Here is an 18,183-nt window from a genome sequence, read left to right as displayed (position 1 = left end):
GAGTTAAGGATAAAGCGCCTCACCTGTGGATGGGTCAAATATAAATAGTCGATCGAAGTCAAGCTGTACCTTCAGCCGATCGCCCGATCGCAAGCGAACACTCGCAGGTATTTGTAACTGTACAGTAGTTTCAGCGCTCACCAAAGGCAAACTCGCGCGGATTAAAGTTTCTCGCCCCAGAGGTTCCACTACTTTTACCTCTACATCAAGAGGAACTTTTTCTAAAGCCCAAACATCGGTTTTCAAATCATCATCTTCTACTGTTTGTGGCGTAAAGATTTCTATATTTTCTGGACGGATGCCCAAATCAAATCCTTGTCCTTCTCTCGCCTGCAATTTTTTCTGGATCGAGGGCGGACAGGCTAAAGCTTGATTTCCTACTTGAAAGGATTCGTTAGTATATATTACAGGCAAAATGTTCATGGCCGGATTGCCTAAAAATGTGGCAACCATGCGGTTAGCTGGTTTGGCATAAATGCTTTGCGGGTCTCCAATTTGTTGAATTTTTCCCCCATTTAAGACTACAATCTTATCAGCTAAAGTCATAGCTTCCACTTGGTCGTGGGTGACGTAAACTGTGGTAATTCCCAGCCGTTGATGCAGTTGTTTTAGTTCTGCTCTAGTGTCGTCTCGCAGTTGAGCGTCGAGGTTAGAAAGCGGTTCATCTAAAAGGAATACTTTCGGTTCGCGGGCGATCGCCCTTCCCAGTGCTACCCGCTGCTGCTGTCCGCCTGATAGCTGTTTGGGCTTACGCTTGAGGAGGTGGTCGATCGAGAGCGATCGGGCTACTGTTTCAACTCGTTCTTGAATTTTAGTCGGGTCAACATTCCGCATCCGCAATCCAAAAGCCAGATTTTCTGCGACAGTCATGTGCGGGTAAAGCGCGTAATTTTGAAACACCATTGCTACATCCCGCTGTCTGGCCGGAATGTTGTTAACTAAATTATCTCCGATGTAAAGATTGCCGGAAGTTGCGGTTTCTAAGCCGGCAATTGTCCGCATAATTGTGGATTTCCCGCAGCCGGAGGGCCCGACTAATACCCAAAATTCCCCGTCCGGGATTTTGAAGCTGATGTTTTCGATCGCGGTGACGTTTTGGTAACGTCTGGTAATATTTTCTAAGCGAACATTTGCCATTTTGTGACTGTAATTGGTAATTGATAATTAGTGATTTTTACCTTCAGTCTTCAGCCTTCAGAAAACTGTTGCAATTCTAAAACTGTGCGGTTTAATTCTTCAACTATAGGCGTTAACTCAGCTTTGCGGAATGCTTCTACTAAAGAACGATAATACCAGAGAGAACCGTCTTTGCCGCCTTTGAAGCGTTCCCAAACAACGTCACCCAATTGACGGGAATCTTTCAGGATCGATCGAACATTATAAAGTTTATCAGCAGCCGAGACTAATCTCACTGAGGCTGAAGCTGTAGAAATGCGATCGATATAAGCTTGTTTTCGCTGACGCCAAGGGGGTTTCGGCGTCTCGTCACTGTCGGTACAGCCGTCTACAATCGCTGTGACGGTATCGCCAAAGCGGCGGCGGATGGCTTCGCGGGTGGTGGCGCCGCCTCGATCTTCGATCGCATCGTGAAGCAAAGCTGCGATCGCCTCATCTTCATTTGCCCCATATTCTAAAGCTATACTAGCAGTGCCCAACAAATGGGCAATGTAGGGAACGCCCGAACCTTTGCGAAGTTGGGTAGCGTGCAATTCGGCGGCATAGGTGAGGGCTTCAGAAAAACGGTTTGAGAGAATCATGAAAGTCACCTTTCTTAATTGCTATGATATATAAATTGTAGGGCTAAGTTGAAAAGACAAAATCTACCAAATTCCCTAAGATCGTAAAGAAGCGATCGAGAGCGATCGCTTGTAAACTTATAATCGTTAAACAGAGGTTTAGAGCATGACAGCTACTATAATTATACCCAAAAATGCCGACCCAAACTCAGAGCCAGAATCACATCCAAAATTAGAAAATATACCCGAAATTAACCCAGAATCTGACCAAAAAAAAGTCATATCTCTAGAAGAGTTTTTAGTCAAGCCTGCTGATAGAATGGAATGGGTTGACGGCAACTTAGTGGAGAAAACAGGAATGACATTCAAGCACAGTCTAGCTCAATCTAAATTATCACGTTTCTGGGGAAATTATAAAGAATCCAGCGGACAAGGAGGAGAAGTTCTTACAGAAATACTTTGTCGCACTAACAAACAGGGTCGCCGTCCCGATGTTGCTTACATTACTCCTGAATTGTTGCCAGAATCAGGCAATTTTACAGCATTTTCCCAAAGTTTTCCTTTGATAGCGGAAGTTGCTTCCCCGGAAGATAGCGGCGAAGAGTTATTTGCGAAAGCTCAGGAATATTTGGAATCGGGATGTTTAGAAGTTTGGTTGCTGTTTCCTGAAGCTAGATTAATATTTGTCCATGCGGGGCAACGCTGGTTGTTGTTTAATGCCGATGAAGTTGTTAACACTCAAAGGGTACTTGCAGGTTTTAGCGTAGCTGTGAATGAATTGTTGGCTTGAGGAATTTGTTAAAATAATTTATTAAAATTAGAAACTTTAGCTTAGGATAGGGTTTAATGAGAATGTGGGAGCGATAAAATCGAGTTTAAGATCGCTCTAGAGGTAAATTAGAAGTATTAATAAAGTCGATCGCGCTCTAAATCTAACGTTCCGCTTTTCCAAATCAACGTCAAAGGCGTTTTTCTAGGTTTGTAAGAGACCGCAACTCGGCTTGACGATCGTGGATGGGCAATCATTTTTCTGCGTCTGTTACCCGTTTGATGTTGCCGACTCATGGCGTTTACTCAGCAACCAAAGCAGCAGTAGAGCAGTTAACAGGGGTGTTTGCAAAAGAAGTAGCAGCGCGGGGTCTCACAGCTAATTATTTTTATCCAGAAAGTACAAATACTGACTTGTTTCTAGAGGGTAAAGTAGTTCAATACTTTAACCAGTATAATTAAGGTATCTCTAGCTGTGGTATCTGTCAATGCCCAAGCCCGATGTATCTATTACGTTTCGCATCACTCAAGAAGAGAAAGAATTATTAAATAAAAATTGCGATCTAGAAGTGAGAAATCAAACCAGTTGTGCTAAGAGATCGGATTAGGGGAATGCGGTTTAGACTGAAAATGACTGACCTTAAACGGTAAGTAGATTAATCTCACGACTAGAAGCCCTAGGCTTTATCTGCGATTTTATGTAAGCGGTAGTCTTCGATTGGAATTGGGTTGAGAGATTGCGGGTGGAGTGCGATCGCCTTTAAACTTGAGCCAGAACGATCGCCCGATTTACTACAAAAAAAAGTCGGCTAACAGATCCGAGCCGATCGCAGTCTCCCAGCGACTCCACCAACCAACGGCACATCAACCAACTCAGCGATTGTTGCACTTCCGTGAAAAAGAGAAAACCACTCCCAACTTAGTAATGCAACTGCTCGTTGGAGGTACGACATTAATTGTTAGCGTCGGTGTCTAGCCAGGAATTTAAGCTTCTTGAAAGCTCTATCAAGGTGGATTGAACATCAAGTTAGCAATTCCTCAAGTCTATTTTATATAAAAGCCACTACCATGTCTGTGCCAAACTCATCCCTGAATCTATTTAAACTTAAGCGCAAACTTTCCCTGCGATCGCTCTTGATTGTCCCGTTTGTTCTACAAATCTTTGCAGCAGTTGGATTAACCGGATATATTTCACTGAGAAATGGACAGAAGGCAGTCAATGATGTTGCCAGTCAGTTACGACAAGAGATGAGCGATCGCCTCAACCTGCAAGTTCTGAACTATTTGGAAAAACCTTATATTGCCGGACAAGTAATTGTGGCTGCGGCTCAGAAGAAACAGTTAGATTTAACCGATGTAGCGAAACTGGAGCAGATGCTCTGGCTGTTAGCCAGGCAAGACCTCATCGAACAAATGACGATTGCCAAGCCTGACGGCACGAGCGTGTCGATAGAGGAGCTAATAGATGGAAGTATCGTTTCTCGGATTGGTAGCAAAGCGAATCTCCCGCAGCGCTCAATTTATAGCCTAGACGATCGAGGTCAACAGATTGCCCTGATCGAAACTCAACCAGATTTTAACCCACTGAAACGACGTTGGTATACGCTTGCACGGGAAACCGGAAAACCAGCCTGGACAAAGCCCTTCGTAGGCAAGGCAACTAAAGAGTCTGCAATTTCCCTATGCCAGCCAATCTATAGCGAGGATCGAACGTTGTTGGGGGTTCAAAATAGTGTCTTTCGGACTAGCAAGATTCATCGCTTTCTGAGTGAGCTAAAGGTAGGGCAGACGGGTCAAACTTTTATTATCGATCGATCGGGTAATCTGATTGCAAGTTCAACTATTAAAGAGCCTTACATCATTGACCTGAAAAATGAGAATTTGCAACAAATTCCCGCCGAGAAGTCTGAAAATTCTGTAATTCGTGCCACAGCGCAAGCAATCCTCGATCGGTTTGGCAACTTTACCGCCATTCAACAAAGTCAACAGCTTGATTTTATGCTGGCAAATCAGCGGCAGTTTGTTCAAGTTTCAACCATTCAAGATGAACGAGGTATCGACTGGTTGAGCGTCGTTGTGGTGCCTGAATCAGATTTTATGGCACAAATCAATGCCAATACTCGCACCACTATTTTGCTGTGTCTAGGGGCTTTGGCGGTGACGACTATACTGGGTTTGTTAACTTCGCGTTGGATTACCAAACCGATTTTGCAGCTACAAAAAGCCAGTCAGGCTATTAGCTTCGGACAGTTGGACCAAACACTTCAGGTGCAAGGCATTAGTGAATTAGAATCGCTGGCAGATTCCTTTAACCAGATGGCAGGTCAACTCAAAACCTCCTTTATTAAACTGGAAAGTCGGGTTGAGGAACGCACCGCAGAACTGAAAGAAGCAAAACTGGTAGCCGATAGCGCGAACCAAGCAAAAAGCGAATTTCTCGCCAACATGAGCCACGAACTTCGCACTCCCCTCAACGGCATTTTAGGCTATGCTCAAATCCTCAACCGCAGCAGCGCATTGCCAGCAAAAGAACGTCATGGGGTAGAGGTCATTTACCAGTGCGGTTCTCATTTGCTGACGCTGATTAACGATGTGTTGGACTTGTCCAAAATTGAAGCCGGCAAACTAGAACTCACACCTAAAGCGATTCACTTTCCCTCATTCCTCCAAGGCGTGGCTGAAATCTGCCGTATTCGTGCCGACCAAAAAGGCATTGACTTCGTTTACGATCCCGATCCGCAGTTGCCGGAAGGGGTTTTTGCCGATGAAAAACGGCTGCGGCAGGTATTACTCAACTTGCTGGGAAATGCGATTAAATTCACCGACAAAGGTGCTGTTACGATCGAGGTTGCCGTAGTTGAGAATCATGCCAATCCGTCCACTCGCTCTTTCAAATTTCAAGTTGAAGATACGGGCGTAGGAATTGCGCCCGATCAATTGGATCAAATTTTTCAGGCTTTTGAACAAGTCGGAGATCGCCAGCGCCAAGCCGAGGGCACGGGTTTAGGACTGGCGATCAGCCAAAGAATTGTCCAACTCATGAACGGACAAATCCAAGTTAAGAGCCAACCCGGAGTCGGCAGTGAGTTCTTTTTTGAGGTGGAACTGGCGATCGCCACCGATTGGGTACAGCAAAACTCCTTCACAACAGGAAAACAAATTATTGGTTACGAAGGACAACGGCGCAGCATACTTGTGGTAGACGATCGTTGGGAAAACCGAGCCGTTCTCGTCAACTTGTTAGAACCACTAGGATTCCAACTTAGTGAGGCAGAAAATGGACAAGCAGGATTGGAAAAAATCCGACAGTCTCAACCTGACTTAGCGATTACAGATTTGGTGATGCCAGTGATGGACGGCTTTGAACTGCTCAAACAAATTCGCAGTGCCAATGATTTGCAACACCAGAAGATCGTTGTTTCTTCTGCATCAGTGGCACAAGCCGATCGACAGATGAGTTTAGAAGCAGGGGCAAATGATTTCTTAGCAAAGCCAGTGGAAGTCAGTGAATTATTTAACCTCTTAGCCACTCATTTAAAATTGGAGTGGAAATATGAAACGACATCAAGTAATTCTCAGCCATCCACTCCGACGACTGGATTACAAAATTCAGAGATAACTATTTTTCCTACCACTGTGGAGTTAAAGACGTTACTAGAAATGGCCCAAAAAGGCCATTTAAAACGGCTCCGAGAACACACAGAGCAGATTGCTCGCTCTAACCCTCACTACGCTAGTTTTGCCTCACAAATTATTCAACTTGCGAAGCAATTTAAAGCCGAAGAGATTGAAGACTTGCTGAAACAACACCTCACAAGGGAGAAAGCCGATGTCTAGTCCTGAATTAATTCTGGTGGTGGATGATACCCCTGCAAACTTAGAAGTGGTTTGTGAAACCTTAAGTGATGCGGGGTACGAAGTAGCAACCGCGATCGATGGCGATCGCGCTCTTAAGAGAGTCCAAGCTTATCCTCCCGATCTGATCTTGCTCGATGTTCAAATGCCAGGAATTGACGGCTTTGAAACCTGCCAACGTCTGAAGGCAGATCCCAGGACAGCCAGTATTCCGATCATTTTTATGACCGCTCTCTCCGATGCCGACAGTAAGGTGAAAGGATTTGTTCTGGGTGCTGTGGACTACATCACCAAACCCTTTCAAGAACAAGAGGTGCTGGCACGGGTGAAAACTCATTTGCAGCTACGGCAGTTAACTAAAAATCTCGAACAGCGTGTAGCTGAGCAAACGGCTGATTTAGAAGCAGCATTCACACAACTGCAACAGTCTCAGCTTCAGTTAGTCCACACCGAAAAGATGTCTGCTTTGGGCAATTTAGTGGCGGGTGTCGCGCACGAGATTAATAATCCGCTTGGCTTTATTGCTGGCAATCTGAAACCCGCTCAAGACTATATTAAAGACCTCTTTAAACTGATAGATTTCTACCAAAAAGAACTCCCTTGTCCAAGTGCCTCGCTACAGGCAGTCGTGGAAGAAATAGACTTGGAATACTTGCAAGAGGATTTACCCAAGTTGATCGATTCGATGCAAGAAGGAGTCGATCGCATTCGCACAATCAGTACCAGTTTAAGAACCTTCTCGCGTTCGGATTCCGATCGCCCCATTCATTACAATATCCACGACGGGATAGACAGCACGCTCTTGATTCTCAAACATCGCCTCAAAGCCAACGAATCTCGCCCGGAAATTAAAGTCATCACAGATTATGGCGATCTGCCACAGGTAGAATGCTTTGCCGGACAGTTGAATCAGGTATTTATGAATCTGCTGGCCAATGCGATCGATGCCCTTGAGGAATCAAATAAAGGACGCAGTTTTGCTCAGATCAAAGCCAACCCCAACCAGATTACTGTCAAAACTCAATTGTCGGAATCTCAGGCAGCGATCCGAATTCAGGATAATGGGATTGGCATGACAGATGCGGTGAAGCCAAAAATCTTTGAGCATCTGTTTACCACCAAAGGCGTGGGGCAAGGAACAGGGCTAGGATTGGCGATCGCTCGTCAAATCGTAGTCCAGAAACACTCTGGAACTCTAGAAGTCAACTCTAATTTAGGTGAAGGTACAGAGTTTGTGATTTCAATTCCCGTGAAGGCGATCGCTGTAAAAGACATTCAGGCAAAGATCTGCGTTGACGCAGCATAAGAAATCGTTGCAGCGGCGGTATAAAGATGATGGCTGATGCTGCAAAGGCGATCTGCCGCCGCTGAACTCAACCTTTGTTATAGATATCATTAACGGAACAATGCCAGTATGCCAGATGAATCATCGCCTCCTTCCTTCCCGAAGCTCTTTAAAGTGCCATTACAGGCGATTCTAATTGTCCCATTTGTTGTTCAAACGGTGGGCGCAGTGGGTATTATCGGTTATCTTTCCTTCAGGAACGGACAGAAGGCCGTGAACGATGTAGCAGCTCAGTTGCGCCACGAAACGAGCGATCGCATCGCGCAAAATCTAACTCACTTGGTTGCCACTCCTTTTCAAGCGTTTGAAAGTTATGAAGCTGCACGAAGCCAAAACCGGATCGACCTTAATAACGGAAGGGATATAGAGAAGTTCCTGTGGCGACAACTTCCTGCTTTTAGGAATCTCAGCCTGACAGCGTTCATTACAACCAACCAAGAGTTTTTTGGTGCTGAGCGGCAAGATGATGGTGCGATCGTGATCCGCACTTCTGAAGTAGAAAGTAACCGTGCGCTGATCACCTACCGTACTAACTCAAGCGGCTCACGACTCGAAGTCATAAGCGCTGGCGAGCCGAACTTTGAGCCACACCAACGGCCTTACTACAAAATTCCAGTCCAGCAGAGGGAAGCAACCTGGGGAAAAGTGTTTCGGCACGTCAGTGGCAAAACGATGTATATTGCGCCTGGCAAACCCGTATACAACCAGGCAGGTGAGCTGCAAGGCGTGTGGATGGCGAGCTTAAACTTGTCAATGATTGGGGATTTTCTCAGAAGCCTCAAAATAGGAACAACCGGACAAAGTTTTATTCTGGAACGTTCTGGAGAAATGATTGCCACCTCTACAGGCGAAAAACCGTTCCGATATTATCCAGACAAAGTTGTGCAACTGCCAGAAGAGCGGATTGAACGACTCAATGCGATCGATAGCGAAAATTCCACCACTCAGAAAACAAGCCAATTTTTGCTAGAGAAGTTTCAAGATTTTGACCAGATCCAGGGATTTCAGCAGCTTGAGTTTTCTATTAAAGGTACACGCCAGTTCGTGCAAGTTGCTCCTTTTCGGGATGGCAGGGGGATTGACTGGCTGGTGGTTGTCACCGTTCCAGAATCAGACTTTATGGCACAAATTAATGCCAATACTCAAAGTACGATTTTGTTAAGTCTACTGGCGCTAGCTATCTCTCTGGGAATTGGCATACTCACCACTCGCTGGATTACTCAACCGATTTTGCAGCTCAATCAAGCATCTTCGGCAATGGCTGCCGGAACTCTGAGCCAAGCGGTGACAGAATCATCCGTCTATGAGTTGCAAGAACTCACGCAGTCGTTTAACCGCATGGCTCAACAGTTACAGGAATCATTTAACACGCTGGAACAAGCCAATGAACAATTAGAGCATCGAGTCGAAGAACGCACGGCTGAGCTAAAAGCGGCAAAGGATGAAGTTGAAACTGCCCTGAGAGAACTACAACTGGCCCAGACTCAACTGATTCAAAGCGAGAAAATGTCGAGTTTGGGGCTGCTAGTTGCCGGAGTTGCCCATGAAATTAATAACCCAGTCAATTTCATCTATGGCAATCTCAGTCATGCCGATGAATACACTCAAGAACTCTTAAAACTCGTGCAAGCCTACCAGACTCATTACCCCGAACCTCCAGCAGCGATCGCACAGCAGTCAAAGGCGATGGATTTAGATTTTATGGTTAACGATCTATCTAAGCTGATCGAATCAATGAAAGAGGGGGCGCGACGAATTCAAGAAATTGTCTTAGCATTACGAACATTCTCTCGGCTGGATGAAGCAGAAGTTAAATCAATCAATATTCATGATGGCATTGATAGCACGCTGGCTATTCTGGGCAACCGTCTGAAGCCCAAGCCTAATCATCCAGGAATAGAAATCCTGCGAAACTATGGTTCTCTTCCCCTGGTGGAGTGCTATCCGGGACCGCTCAATCAGGTTTTTATGAACATCTTATCTAACGCCATTGACGCCATTGAAATCGCGTTTAAGCAGGGAAAACAAATGACTCCCGCAATCTCCATTCATACGGCCATCATCGACGAGAGTCGGGCCCAGATCCGAATTGAGGACAACGGCATCGGCATTCCAGAAGCTATCAAACAGCAAATCTTTGACCCCTTCTTTACAACCAAGCCGGTTGGAAGTGGCACTGGCATGGGGCTGGCAATGAGTTATCAGATCGTCACCGATCGGCATCAGGGCACTTTAAGTTGCAGCTCACACTCTGGAGAAGGTACGGAATTTGTAATTCAAATTCCGCTCAAACAGAATTTGAGAGATGAGGAGCTATCTAGAGAGTGAGCAGTTGTCATTGGCCCGTGCGATCGCCGCATCACACGGCACTGAAGTCGATGAAACAAGCTACAAAGAAGTGGTTCACAACAGGAAGATGAGCATCATTAAAGGTTCTTTATTCCTTGGCTGCATTCTATCCTATCTCTCGAAGTGTTCAGCCAGATCGCCCCTTCAAACTATCCAAACTATTGATATAGTAGTACGCGGTGCAAAAAACGGTAAACCATGACAGCCACAAATCTCGTCAATAAATTTGAGTACAAACCCCTATACAAACCAAATCAATTAATTTGCGGAACGGGGCAAACAGCCATTGTCAGCGGCTGGACGGTAAAAAGTGCGAGCCTCTTCGAGGGCTGCGCTAACGGCAAATATTTACAACCTCAAGAATATGCTGCGATCGGGTAACTTTACTAGGACTCAGATTTTAGCGTAGCTGTGAACGAATTATTAGCTTAAAAAACTTGCCAAGAATGCCATCTTATGAAATAATTTAAAATGTTAAATTTTTCAACTATAGCGAGCTTCAAAAATAAAAATATATATGGATAGATTTCGAGTAGAAGTTATTTCTCAAACACCAAATCCTCAGCAAGTAATTTACGCAGCCCTCCATCAAGACTATACTGAGAATTTCGTGTTTGACGATCGCGATTCCTGGCCCTCAGACGCAGAATGTGGCGAAATTATCATCAAAAGGCTCCTCGCAGGCGATCGGGGGCATTACGGCCCCTTAGAACATCCCCAAATTATTTTTAATTGCGGCTACTTTCCCCACAGTGTCATGCAGCAAGCCAGGACACATCGTGTAGGAGTATCATTTGATGTGCAATCTCTGCGTTATACAGGCAATCAATTCCTGGATGCAGCAGTCGGCAAAAAAGACATAGAAGATATTTTTTACCTGCGTCCAGTAGATTATTATACAGACCGCGAAGGCAAAAAATACTACTATTCTCCCGAACAAAGACAAAAAGATTTAGAGTGGTGTCTAGAAGCCGCTAAACGTTATAAAATTGACTTCGACGCCGGTATGTCCGAGGAACACGCCAGAGGCAAATTACCCTTTGACTACCGTCAGCATTTTGTAGTCAGTTTCAATTTAAGGTCTTTCCTGCATTTTTCTGACTTGAGAAATAAGAAAAATGCTCAACTGGAAATTCAAAAACTCTGCGAAATGATGTGGCCTCATTTTGAGAATTGGGCACCGGACATTGCCAATTGGTACACAACTACTCGTCTGGGAAAAGCAAGGCTAGCGCCGTAATATACAGCGTACTCCAGGTTAATGAAGTGTAGTAGGGACACCGCACCGTGCTTTGTCCCTACGGGGATTGAGCGATATGGGGTATACTTCATAAACGTGGAATCTGCTGTAGCCGAAGGTAGAAGGTAGAAGGAAGAAACAAAATGAAACTAAAAATTCTGCAACTGCATGAATTAGCGATAATCCCGCAGTATGCCCATGATACTGATGCTGGACTGGACTTATTTTCTATAGATGAATTAGAAATTACTCCGGGAAAAAGCCAGTTAATTAATACAGGCATATCCATAGAATTACCCCAAAAAACAGAGGCTCAAATTCGTCCCAGAAGCGGTTTAGCTCTCAAGCACCAAATCACTGTACTCAATGCACCAGGAACAATAGATGAGGGCTATCGAGGCGAAATCAAAGTAATCTTAATCAATCACGGTCAAACTTCTTTTCAAGTGACAAAAGGCATGAAAATTGCTCAAATGGTAATCGCGCCGGTAATTCACGTGGAAATTGAAGAAGTAAAAATGTTAAGTACCAGCTCTAGGGGAGATAATGGATTTGGCTCGACTGGAATCTCGCCATAAATCACTTGTCTCAATACAGTTATAATTCTACATTTTAAATGGACAATACACCAGACAACTACGAACCCCTTCAAAGACCAAACTGGGACGAATACTTTTTAATGTTGGCAAAATTAGCCGCAACTCGATCGACTTGTCTGGCATTTCCCGTAGGTGCGGTAATAGTTAAAGATAGGCAAATTTTAGCCACGGGTTATAACGGTTCGCCGTCAGGTTCGGCACACTGTACTACTCAAGGCTTCTGCTATCCTGGTTTAAGCAGTTGCGATGCCAGCAAAATTTTGCCTTCGCGGGCGGTTCACGCAGAAGCAAATGCGATCGCCAAAGCTGCTAAACACGGTATATCTACTGCTGGGGCTAGTATTTACGTCACTTTAGAACCCTGCATCTATTGTTTGAAATTAGTCATTGCGGCTGGAATTCGAGAAGTGTTTTACGAAACGACTTTTAACAGCGGAGAAAAAGCTGCTTTGAGAGATACTTTTATCAGTGAAGGTATTGTTGAGTTAATACAAATTCAGCTATCTGAAGATACAGCAAAAAAGGCAGCTTTGTCTCTGCTGAATCCTACCTCTGTGTCCCAAAAATTAGTGTAGGATCAATCCTCCCCGTGGTTCTCGCAGCCACAGGAAGTAACTGTGCTGTGTTCCTATAAATGATATTTATTTGCTAGCCATTTGTAGGGATACGGCACTGCCGTATCCTAAACCCAGCGTGATACAAATGATATTTATTTTACGCTTTGTAAAGACACAGCACTGCCGTGTCCTTACAACAAATAGAGATGGCAATTAACCAAAAAACGTCCTTACAAATTGTGAATACCGTGTAGTTGAATCAATCAAACTCATTCACAGCTTGCAAATAGTCGATCGCTGCATCTATCCTCGAAGAATACTTAAAAGCAAACTGATCGAACCAATATCCCTCATCGGAATTCTTATCCAACTTTTTCAGCCAAACCTGAGCTTGCCTAACTTTCTGTCTGTGCGTTTGTACCTCCAACTGCGGCCCTACGACTTTTTCTGCTGGCCGCGGTTCAAGTGAAGCCACTTCCTGAGCTTTATTTTGCGCTTCGTGCTCAGCCTTAAGCCGTTCCAGTGAAGCTGCTTCCTGAGCTTTATTTTGCGCTTCGTACTCAGCCTTAAGCCGTTCCAGTGAAGCTGCTTCCTGAGCTTTATTTTGCGCTTCGTACTCAGCCTTAATTTGAGCCAAATCCTTATCCAAAGGACTAGCATACAAATTTATATCTGATGTTTTAAATGTTGGATTTGACGGCGCTTGTGCTTGCACCGACGCCTGACTTTTCAACTCAGCAATTTTTTGAGATGCTTGATACTCTGCCTTAAGTTCACCTAACAGGCGATCGATCGATTCCATAACTTAAACCCCCTAAAAAATGCTGCTGGGCAAACTGCCCCCAATATAATCACGGAAACTTCGCCCGCCTCCTCAATCAGTTATTGCATTCAGCAATACCTCCGTCAGGGTCATTCCTTCAATATCATCCATCGTGACAGTATCAACGATATCGAATTTAGCCCCAGCGCTTTGCAGTTCGTCATCCAATATCTTGAGAAACTTAGTAGCTTCCGGCGCATTCCCTACTTGAATGAAAGAAATCGCCAACTCTTCATCTCGATCGAGCTTCCGCGAAGCCTCTATAATCGTTTTCATCACTTCTTTGCGATCGTCCGGTTCCCCGTCCGTCACCACTAATATTGTTTCCCCATTTTGCTTGGTCTTACCGGATGCTTTGCGCTGAAAATAACTGCTCAGGGCGTCTTGCAGAACAGCAGCTAAATTCGTAGTTCCCGAAGGTTCGTTTTCTTGGAAAATTTGCACGACTTTAGCTGATGTTACGTTGTCATAGCGCTTGAAGCGACCCGAAAACAAATAAACTGTTAGGCCGTCCGGGTCGAGTTCTTCGCATTTATTCGCTAATGCGATCGTCGATTCTTGCATGAGCGCCCACCGACTTTTACCCCCCGTCTGGTCTTTCGTGTACATACTGCCGCTTTTGTCAATGATGAGTGTATAATCGCGGTTCTGAAGCATAAGATTTTTCCTGTTAATTAAGTTTTTTCCCAAAAAAATTAAAACCAGCGAGCAGAAGCTGTTGAGCTTTAGTTGCTCGCTGCATTTTTTAGGTGATTTGCGATCGAAAATAGCCGAATTTAAGCTGCAACTAAAGCATCTTTAAGTGGCTTCCAGCTAAAAGCTCGATCGCCACCCATCTCCACTGCTATTTTAACTCGCGGTTCTAAGGTCGGCAAAACAGTCAAATACTCAATCTCCTGACTAGACAAAATTTGCCCTTCAATAATCCACAGCACCAGTCCTTTTGCTTTCGGCGGCAAATTGTCTAATTGAGTTTGCAAAATCGGCGGCAGGTAGTATGTATAACCCACAGCCGCTTCGTTGCCAGTAGTTTTCTTGCCCAAATGCGGCGGCCGCACCCCGTGAACTCCCGTCAAATACATCGCCAAATCTCCCAAACCCCGCGCCGTAATCGTGTGCGCACCGTAACCTGCAGCTCTCAGCCGCCGCAGGTAGCGCCCCTCAAATCCTCCCTCTAAAGGAACGTACAGGGCCAGCGACCCCGACTTTTCCAAATCCCGAATCAGATCAGATCCCGTCGTAATCAGTCCCATAAATTTCTGTTTCCTGCTGTATCAAAATTTGGTCGATCGCTGCTTGCGAGCTTGAAATATTATAAATCCTAAAGTTGAGGCGAAAAATTCTCATCGCGGCCTTGACAAACGGCAAACACTTCATGTACTATTGTGAATTGTCGTCGCCGTAAAGGATACTGAGTATATTTATGCTCAAGTCCTGGCGCAAACAAGCAAGACCGAAAAAAAAACTCGGAGATTTAGCAGGTAAAAAGCCGCAGATCTAAACTCTTGCAAGACTTCCACAAGCTCGCTCCCAAATTTAAAACTCCAATTTTAAACACCGAGGAAGGCTGTTGGTTGATAACAGTTAATTGCAGGAACACTGAAATAAATGTTTCTGCACAAGAGCAAGCGGATTGACGTAAACTTCGCAATCCGAAACCTCTTGCGTACATAAAAGGAAAAAAATCCGTGTCTGTAGGCATTCTTGGCACTAAACTAGGCATGACTCAAGTGTTTGACGACCAAGGGAGAGCAATCCCTGTCACCGTCATACAAGCAGGGCCTTGTACAGTAACGCAAATTAAAACGAAACAAACTGACGGCTACAGTGCCGTTCAAGTTGGATACAACGAAGTCAAGCCAAAGGCTCTCAACAAGCCAGAATTGGGACACCTTGGCAAGTCTGGGGCAAGTCCCTTGCGCCACTTGCAGGAATACCGCTTGCAAGATACCAGTTCATTTGAATTAGGTCAACAACTAAAAGCAGATACCTTTACACCGGGACAAATAGTAGATGTCATCGGTACAAGCATCGGTAAAGGTTTTGCAGGTTTTCAAAAGCGCCACAACTTTAAACGAGGCCCCATGTCTCACGGTTCCAAGAACCACCGCGAGCCTGGATCGATCGGACCTGGAACTACTCCCGGTCGCGTTTATCCCGGGAAAAGAATGGCAGGACGTATGGGCAACGTTCAAGTCACCGTCCGCAAACTAACAATTGTCCGGGTGGATACAGAGCAGAATTTGCTGCTAATTAAGGGAGCAGTTCCCGGCAAAGCTGGCGCCTTAGTCAATGTTGTGCCTGAGAAAAAAGTAGGACGTTAGTCAGTAGTAAGTAGTCAGTAGTCAGCAGTCAGTAGATAGTGTTTGGCCGTTAGTAGCAAGCAAGAACTAAGAGCTGAAAACTAAGAGCTGAAAACTAAGACCTGAGAACAGACAACAGACAACAGACAACAGACAGCAGACAACTAACAGCAGACAACTAACAACAGACAAAGGACAAAAGATATGGTTAATTGTGTAGTGCGAAATTGGCAAGGCGAAGAAGTTGGGGAAACAACTTTAGAACTGCGCGTAGCCAAAGAAGAAAATGCGTCTCACATCGTTCACAGAGCATTGACGCGGCAACTGAATAACGCCCGTCAAGGAAATGCTTGCACCAAAACTCGATCGGAAGTCAGAGGCGGCGGCCGCAAACCCTGGCGTCAAAAAGGCACCGGCCGAGCCAGAGCAGGTTCGATCCGTTCTCCGCTGTGGCGGGGCGGCGGTGTCATCTTCGGGCCAAAACCGAGAGACTTTGAAGTCAAAATGAACAAAAAGGAACGCCGTCTCGCTTTGCGGACAGCATTCCAAAGTCGCACCGAAGACATCATTGTGGTTGAAGAATTTGCAGAGCAATTTCCGAGACCGAAAAGCAAAGAATTGCTGAGTGCGATCGCTCGCTGGGGCATCGAACCCGATACAAAAGTTCTGTTAATCTTGCCAGAACCGCAACTAAACGTCTACTTATCAGGACGCAACATCGAATTAGTAAACGTCATCTTGGCAACTTCCCTGAATGTTTACGACGTTCTCGCGGCTGACAAAATTATTGTCACATCTACAGCCATAGCTAAAATTCAGGAGATTTACGGTGAGTAAAATCGACCCCCGCGACTACGCAGATTTGATCCAGCGTCCGATTCTCACCGAGAAAGCTACCCGAATGATGGAGTTAAATCAATTCACATTCGACGTAGCCCCCAAAGCGACCAAGCCTCAAATCAAAGCTGCAATCGAAGAACTGTTTAAGGTTAAAGTCACCGCAGTTAACACCCAAAACCCGCCGCGCAAAAAGCGTCGAGTTGGCAAATTCGTCGGCTTTAAACCTTGTTACAAGCGAGCAACCGTAACTCTGACGGACGGAGACTCGATCCGCAAACTCCTATTCCCAGAAGTCTAGACGATTTTGGATTTTAGATTTTAGATTTTAGATTTTAAATTGCGGTTAACTGGTGGAAATTCTCAAACTAGAAAACTCGTAAGTTAACCAAAGATCGCCAATCTTCAACCTAAAATCTAAAATCGATAAACGTCAAATCCAAAATCCAAAATCCAAAATCTAAAATAGATCGATTATGGGCATCCGTTCTTACCGACCTTATACCTCCAGCACCCGGGAACAGACCGTCTCGGACTTCGCTGAAATTACCAGATCAGAGCCTGAAAAGTCTCTAACCAGCAACAAGCACACCAAACAAGGCCGCAACAACCGAGGCGTCATCACCTGCCGCCACCGGGGAGGCGGTCACAAACGGCTGTATAGAGACATCGACTTCCGCCGCGACAAACACAGCATTCCAGCTACCGTCAAGGCGATCGAATACGACCCCAATCGCAACGCCCGCATCGCCCTCCTGTTCTACAAAGACGGCGAAAAACGGTACATCCTGCACCCGCTCAACTTAAACGTCGGTACAGTAATTGTCTCAGGCCCAGACGCGCCGATCGAAATCGGTAACGCCCTTCCCCTGAAGAACATTCCCCTCGGTACCAGCATCCACAACGTCGAGCTAGTACCCGGAAAAGGCGGACAAATCGTTCGTTCCGCCGGCTCCAGCGCTCAGCTAATGGCAAAAGAAGGTACCTACGTCACCCTCAAACTGCCATCCGGCGAACAGCGCAAAGTCCGCGCCGACTGCTACGCCACCATCGGTCAAGTCGGCAACACAGACGCCAGAAACATCAGCCTCGGCAAAGCAGGTCGCACCCGCTGGAAAGGTCGCAGACCCACCGTTCGCGGTAGCGTCATGAACCCGGTAGACCACCCGCACGGCGGTGGCGAAGGCAGGGCTCCCATCGGACGTCCGGGACCTGTCACTCCTTGGGGCAAACCAGCACTGGGTGCCAAAACCCGACGCAAAAACAAACGCAGCGACGCTTTAATCGTCCGACGCCGCCGCAAATCTTCCAAACGCGGCAAGGGCGGCAGACAAAGTTAGTCATCACTCAGCAGTCTTCAGTCCTTAGTTGTTAACTGCTAACTAATGACTGAGGACTGATGACCCATGACTGCTGAACCCTGATTAATGACTCCTGAATTACTAAAAAAATCATGTCTCGATCGCTAAAAAAAGGCCCGTTTGTCGCAGATCATCTGATGACAAAAATCGAAAAGCTCAACGCCGCAGGCCAAAAACAAGTAATTAAAACTTGGTCGCGCTCTTCCACAATCCTGCCCCAAATGGTAGGTCACACGATCGCCGTTCACAACGGCAGACAGCACGTACCAGTCTACCTCACAGACCAAATGGTAGGTCACAAACTAGGAGAATTTTCCCCCACTCGTACCTTTAGAGGTCACGCGAAAAGTGGTGATAAAAAGGCAAAAAGATAGCCTAATTAGGTGACAGGTAATAAGTAGTAGGAAAAA

At 45.6% G+C, this 18,183-nt stretch carries 21 protein-coding genes; 16 read left to right on the top strand and 5 right to left on the bottom strand.

What is annotated here, in order from left to right:
* Positions 1 to 3 precede the first annotated feature (3 nt).
* Positions 4 to 1,137 carry an ABC transporter ATP-binding protein gene (locus QUA54_RS14695; protein WP_333415200.1) on the bottom strand — a complete coding sequence of 378 codons (1,134 nt, stop codon included), beginning with the start codon at positions 1,135 to 1,137 and terminating at the stop codon, positions 4 to 6.
* 50 nt (positions 1,138 to 1,187) lie between these two features.
* On the bottom strand, positions 1,188 to 1,757 hold the full coding sequence (locus QUA54_RS14690) for an HD domain-containing protein (RefSeq protein WP_333415199.1): 570 nt from the start codon (positions 1,755 to 1,757) through the stop codon (positions 1,188 to 1,190).
* 145 nt (positions 1,758 to 1,902) lie between these two features.
* Here QUA54_RS14690 and QUA54_RS14685 point away from each other — a divergent pair, with 145 nt between their 5' ends.
* The 11 genes from QUA54_RS14685 (at position 1,903) to QUA54_RS14635 (ending at position 12,467) form a co-directional block, all read left to right on the top strand.
* Positions 1,903 to 2,526, top strand: a complete 624-nt coding sequence (locus tag QUA54_RS14685; RefSeq protein ID WP_333415198.1) for a Uma2 family endonuclease — start codon at positions 1,903 to 1,905, stop codon at positions 2,524 to 2,526.
* A 224-nt stretch (positions 2,527 to 2,750) separates the two neighbouring features.
* A complete protein-coding gene (locus tag QUA54_RS14680) occupies positions 2,751 to 2,966 on the top strand; it encodes an SDR family NAD(P)-dependent oxidoreductase (RefSeq protein ID WP_333415197.1) in 216 nt (71 codons plus the stop codon).
* Between the two features lie 286 nt (positions 2,967 to 3,252).
* On the top strand, positions 3,253 to 3,480 hold the full coding sequence (locus QUA54_RS14675; protein WP_333415196.1) for a hypothetical protein: 228 nt from the start codon (positions 3,253 to 3,255) through the stop codon (positions 3,478 to 3,480).
* A 92-nt stretch (positions 3,481 to 3,572) separates the two neighbouring features.
* Positions 3,573 to 6,341, top strand: coding sequence for an ATP-binding protein (locus QUA54_RS14670; protein WP_333415195.1), 2,769 nt, complete (start codon positions 3,573 to 3,575; stop codon positions 6,339 to 6,341).
* Positions 6,334 to 7,665 carry a response regulator gene (locus QUA54_RS14665; RefSeq protein WP_333415194.1) on the top strand — a complete coding sequence of 444 codons (1,332 nt, stop codon included), beginning with the start codon at positions 6,334 to 6,336 and terminating at the stop codon, positions 7,663 to 7,665. Before QUA54_RS14670 ends, QUA54_RS14665 begins: the two co-directional genes overlap by 8 nt.
* Before the next feature lie 252 nt (positions 7,666 to 7,917).
* Positions 7,918 to 10,032, top strand: a complete 2,115-nt coding sequence (locus QUA54_RS14660; protein WP_333415193.1) for an ATP-binding protein — start codon at positions 7,918 to 7,920, stop codon at positions 10,030 to 10,032.
* A 4-nt stretch (positions 10,033 to 10,036) separates the two neighbouring features.
* The gene (locus QUA54_RS14655; protein ID WP_333415192.1) at positions 10,037 to 10,255 is read left to right on the top strand and encodes a hypothetical protein; all 219 of its coding nucleotides are present in this window, start codon (positions 10,037 to 10,039) and stop codon (positions 10,253 to 10,255) included.
* Complete coding sequence (locus QUA54_RS14650) at positions 10,252 to 10,434, top strand: hypothetical protein (RefSeq protein WP_333415191.1); 183 nt, start codon at positions 10,252 to 10,254, stop codon at positions 10,432 to 10,434. Before QUA54_RS14655 ends, QUA54_RS14650 begins: the two co-directional genes overlap by 4 nt.
* A 136-nt stretch (positions 10,435 to 10,570) precedes the next feature.
* A complete protein-coding gene (thyX, locus tag QUA54_RS14645; RefSeq protein ID WP_333185925.1) occupies positions 10,571 to 11,293 on the top strand; it encodes an FAD-dependent thymidylate synthase in 723 nt (240 codons plus the stop codon).
* Positions 11,294 to 11,436: 143 nt separating this feature from the next.
* On the top strand, positions 11,437 to 11,871 hold the full coding sequence (gene dut, locus QUA54_RS14640; protein WP_333185926.1) for a dUTP diphosphatase: 435 nt from the start codon (positions 11,437 to 11,439) through the stop codon (positions 11,869 to 11,871).
* A gap of 38 nt (positions 11,872 to 11,909) precedes the next feature.
* Positions 11,910 to 12,467: a dCMP deaminase family protein gene (locus QUA54_RS14635; protein ID WP_333185929.1), complete on the top strand. Its 558-nt coding sequence runs from the start codon at positions 11,910 to 11,912 to the stop codon at positions 12,465 to 12,467.
* Between the two features lie 241 nt (positions 12,468 to 12,708).
* On the opposite strand, the gene QUA54_RS14630 is transcribed toward QUA54_RS14635, so the two are convergent.
* The 3 genes from QUA54_RS14630 to QUA54_RS14620 form a co-directional block, all read right to left on the bottom strand.
* On the bottom strand, positions 12,709 to 13,251 hold the full coding sequence (locus tag QUA54_RS14630) for a salt stress protein, Slr1339 family (protein WP_333415190.1): 543 nt from the start codon (positions 13,249 to 13,251) through the stop codon (positions 12,709 to 12,711).
* Between the two features lie 72 nt (positions 13,252 to 13,323).
* Positions 13,324 to 13,929: a VWA domain-containing protein gene (locus QUA54_RS14625; protein ID WP_333197708.1), complete on the bottom strand. Its 606-nt coding sequence runs from the start codon at positions 13,927 to 13,929 to the stop codon at positions 13,324 to 13,326.
* A 119-nt stretch (positions 13,930 to 14,048) separates the two neighbouring features.
* Positions 14,049 to 14,525 (bottom strand): NAD(P)H-quinone oxidoreductase subunit N, encoded by a 477-nt coding sequence (locus QUA54_RS14620; protein WP_333185937.1) that lies wholly within the window; start codon positions 14,523 to 14,525, stop codon positions 14,049 to 14,051.
* A gap of 435 nt (positions 14,526 to 14,960) precedes the next feature.
* Here QUA54_RS14620 and rplC point away from each other — a divergent pair, with 435 nt between their 5' ends.
* The 5 genes from rplC (at position 14,961) to rpsS (ending at position 18,147) form a co-directional block, all read left to right on the top strand.
* Positions 14,961 to 15,596 (top strand): 50S ribosomal protein L3, encoded by a 636-nt coding sequence (gene rplC / locus QUA54_RS14615; RefSeq protein WP_333415189.1) that lies wholly within the window; start codon positions 14,961 to 14,963, stop codon positions 15,594 to 15,596.
* 183 nt (positions 15,597 to 15,779) lie between these two features.
* Complete coding sequence (gene rplD / locus QUA54_RS14610) at positions 15,780 to 16,412, top strand: 50S ribosomal protein L4 (protein WP_172190394.1); 633 nt, start codon at positions 15,780 to 15,782, stop codon at positions 16,410 to 16,412.
* Positions 16,405 to 16,713: a 50S ribosomal protein L23 gene (locus tag QUA54_RS14605; protein ID WP_172190395.1), complete on the top strand. Its 309-nt coding sequence runs from the start codon at positions 16,405 to 16,407 to the stop codon at positions 16,711 to 16,713. The genes rplD and QUA54_RS14605 overlap by 8 nt, the downstream gene beginning before the upstream one ends.
* A 175-nt stretch (positions 16,714 to 16,888) precedes the next feature.
* Positions 16,889 to 17,752, top strand: a complete 864-nt coding sequence (gene rplB, locus QUA54_RS14600; protein WP_172190396.1) for a 50S ribosomal protein L2 — start codon at positions 16,889 to 16,891, stop codon at positions 17,750 to 17,752.
* A 113-nt stretch (positions 17,753 to 17,865) separates the two neighbouring features.
* Positions 17,866 to 18,147, top strand: coding sequence for a 30S ribosomal protein S19 (gene rpsS / locus QUA54_RS14595; RefSeq protein WP_041623488.1), 282 nt, complete (start codon positions 17,866 to 17,868; stop codon positions 18,145 to 18,147).
* The last annotated feature ends 36 nt before the right edge of the window (positions 18,148 to 18,183 follow it).

The sequence above is a fragment of the Microcoleus sp. MOSTC5 genome, from assembly GCF_036701825.1.
Taxonomy (GTDB): domain Bacteria; phylum Cyanobacteriota; class Cyanobacteriia; order Cyanobacteriales; family Microcoleaceae; genus Microcoleus; species Microcoleus asticus.
Note: the sequence above shows the minus strand (reverse complement) of the source record. Positions and strands in the feature narration are given on the sequence as shown.

What these genes read in the sequence shown, in the direction of transcription:
- dut (WP_333185926.1), top strand. Translation starts at nt 11,437, where the DNA reads ATGAAACTAAAAATTCTGCAACTGCATGAATTAGCGATAATCCCGCAG.
- QUA54_RS14625 (WP_333197708.1), bottom strand. Translation starts at nt 13,929, where the DNA reads ATGCTTCAGAACCGCGATTATACACTCATCATTGACAAAAGCGGCAGT.
- rplD (WP_172190394.1), top strand. Translation starts at nt 15,780, where the DNA reads ATGGTTAATTGTGTAGTGCGAAATTGGCAAGGCGAAGAAGTTGGGGAA.
- QUA54_RS14620 (WP_333185937.1), bottom strand. Translation starts at nt 14,525, where the DNA reads ATGGGACTGATTACGACGGGATCTGATCTGATTCGGGATTTGGAAAAG.
- QUA54_RS14650 (WP_333415191.1), top strand. Translation starts at nt 10,252, where the DNA reads ATGACAGCCACAAATCTCGTCAATAAATTTGAGTACAAACCCCTATAC.
- QUA54_RS14695 (WP_333415200.1), bottom strand. Translation starts at nt 1,137, where the DNA reads ATGGCAAATGTTCGCTTAGAAAATATTACCAGACGTTACCAAAACGTC.
- QUA54_RS14630 (WP_333415190.1), bottom strand. Translation starts at nt 13,251, where the DNA reads ATGGAATCGATCGATCGCCTGTTAGGTGAACTTAAGGCAGAGTATCAA.
- rplB (WP_172190396.1), top strand. Translation starts at nt 16,889, where the DNA reads ATGGGCATCCGTTCTTACCGACCTTATACCTCCAGCACCCGGGAACAG.
- QUA54_RS14670 (WP_333415195.1), top strand. Translation starts at nt 3,573, where the DNA reads ATGTCTGTGCCAAACTCATCCCTGAATCTATTTAAACTTAAGCGCAAA.
- thyX (WP_333185925.1), top strand. Translation starts at nt 10,571, where the DNA reads ATGGATAGATTTCGAGTAGAAGTTATTTCTCAAACACCAAATCCTCAG.
- QUA54_RS14680 (WP_333415197.1), top strand. Translation starts at nt 2,751, where the DNA reads ATGGGCAATCATTTTTCTGCGTCTGTTACCCGTTTGATGTTGCCGACT.
- QUA54_RS14635 (WP_333185929.1), top strand. Translation starts at nt 11,910, where the DNA reads ATGGACAATACACCAGACAACTACGAACCCCTTCAAAGACCAAACTGG.
- rpsS (WP_041623488.1), top strand. Translation starts at nt 17,866, where the DNA reads ATGTCTCGATCGCTAAAAAAAGGCCCGTTTGTCGCAGATCATCTGATG.
- QUA54_RS14685 (WP_333415198.1), top strand. Translation starts at nt 1,903, where the DNA reads ATGACAGCTACTATAATTATACCCAAAAATGCCGACCCAAACTCAGAG.
- QUA54_RS14665 (WP_333415194.1), top strand. Translation starts at nt 6,334, where the DNA reads ATGTCTAGTCCTGAATTAATTCTGGTGGTGGATGATACCCCTGCAAAC.
- QUA54_RS14690 (WP_333415199.1), bottom strand. Translation starts at nt 1,757, where the DNA reads ATGATTCTCTCAAACCGTTTTTCTGAAGCCCTCACCTATGCCGCCGAA.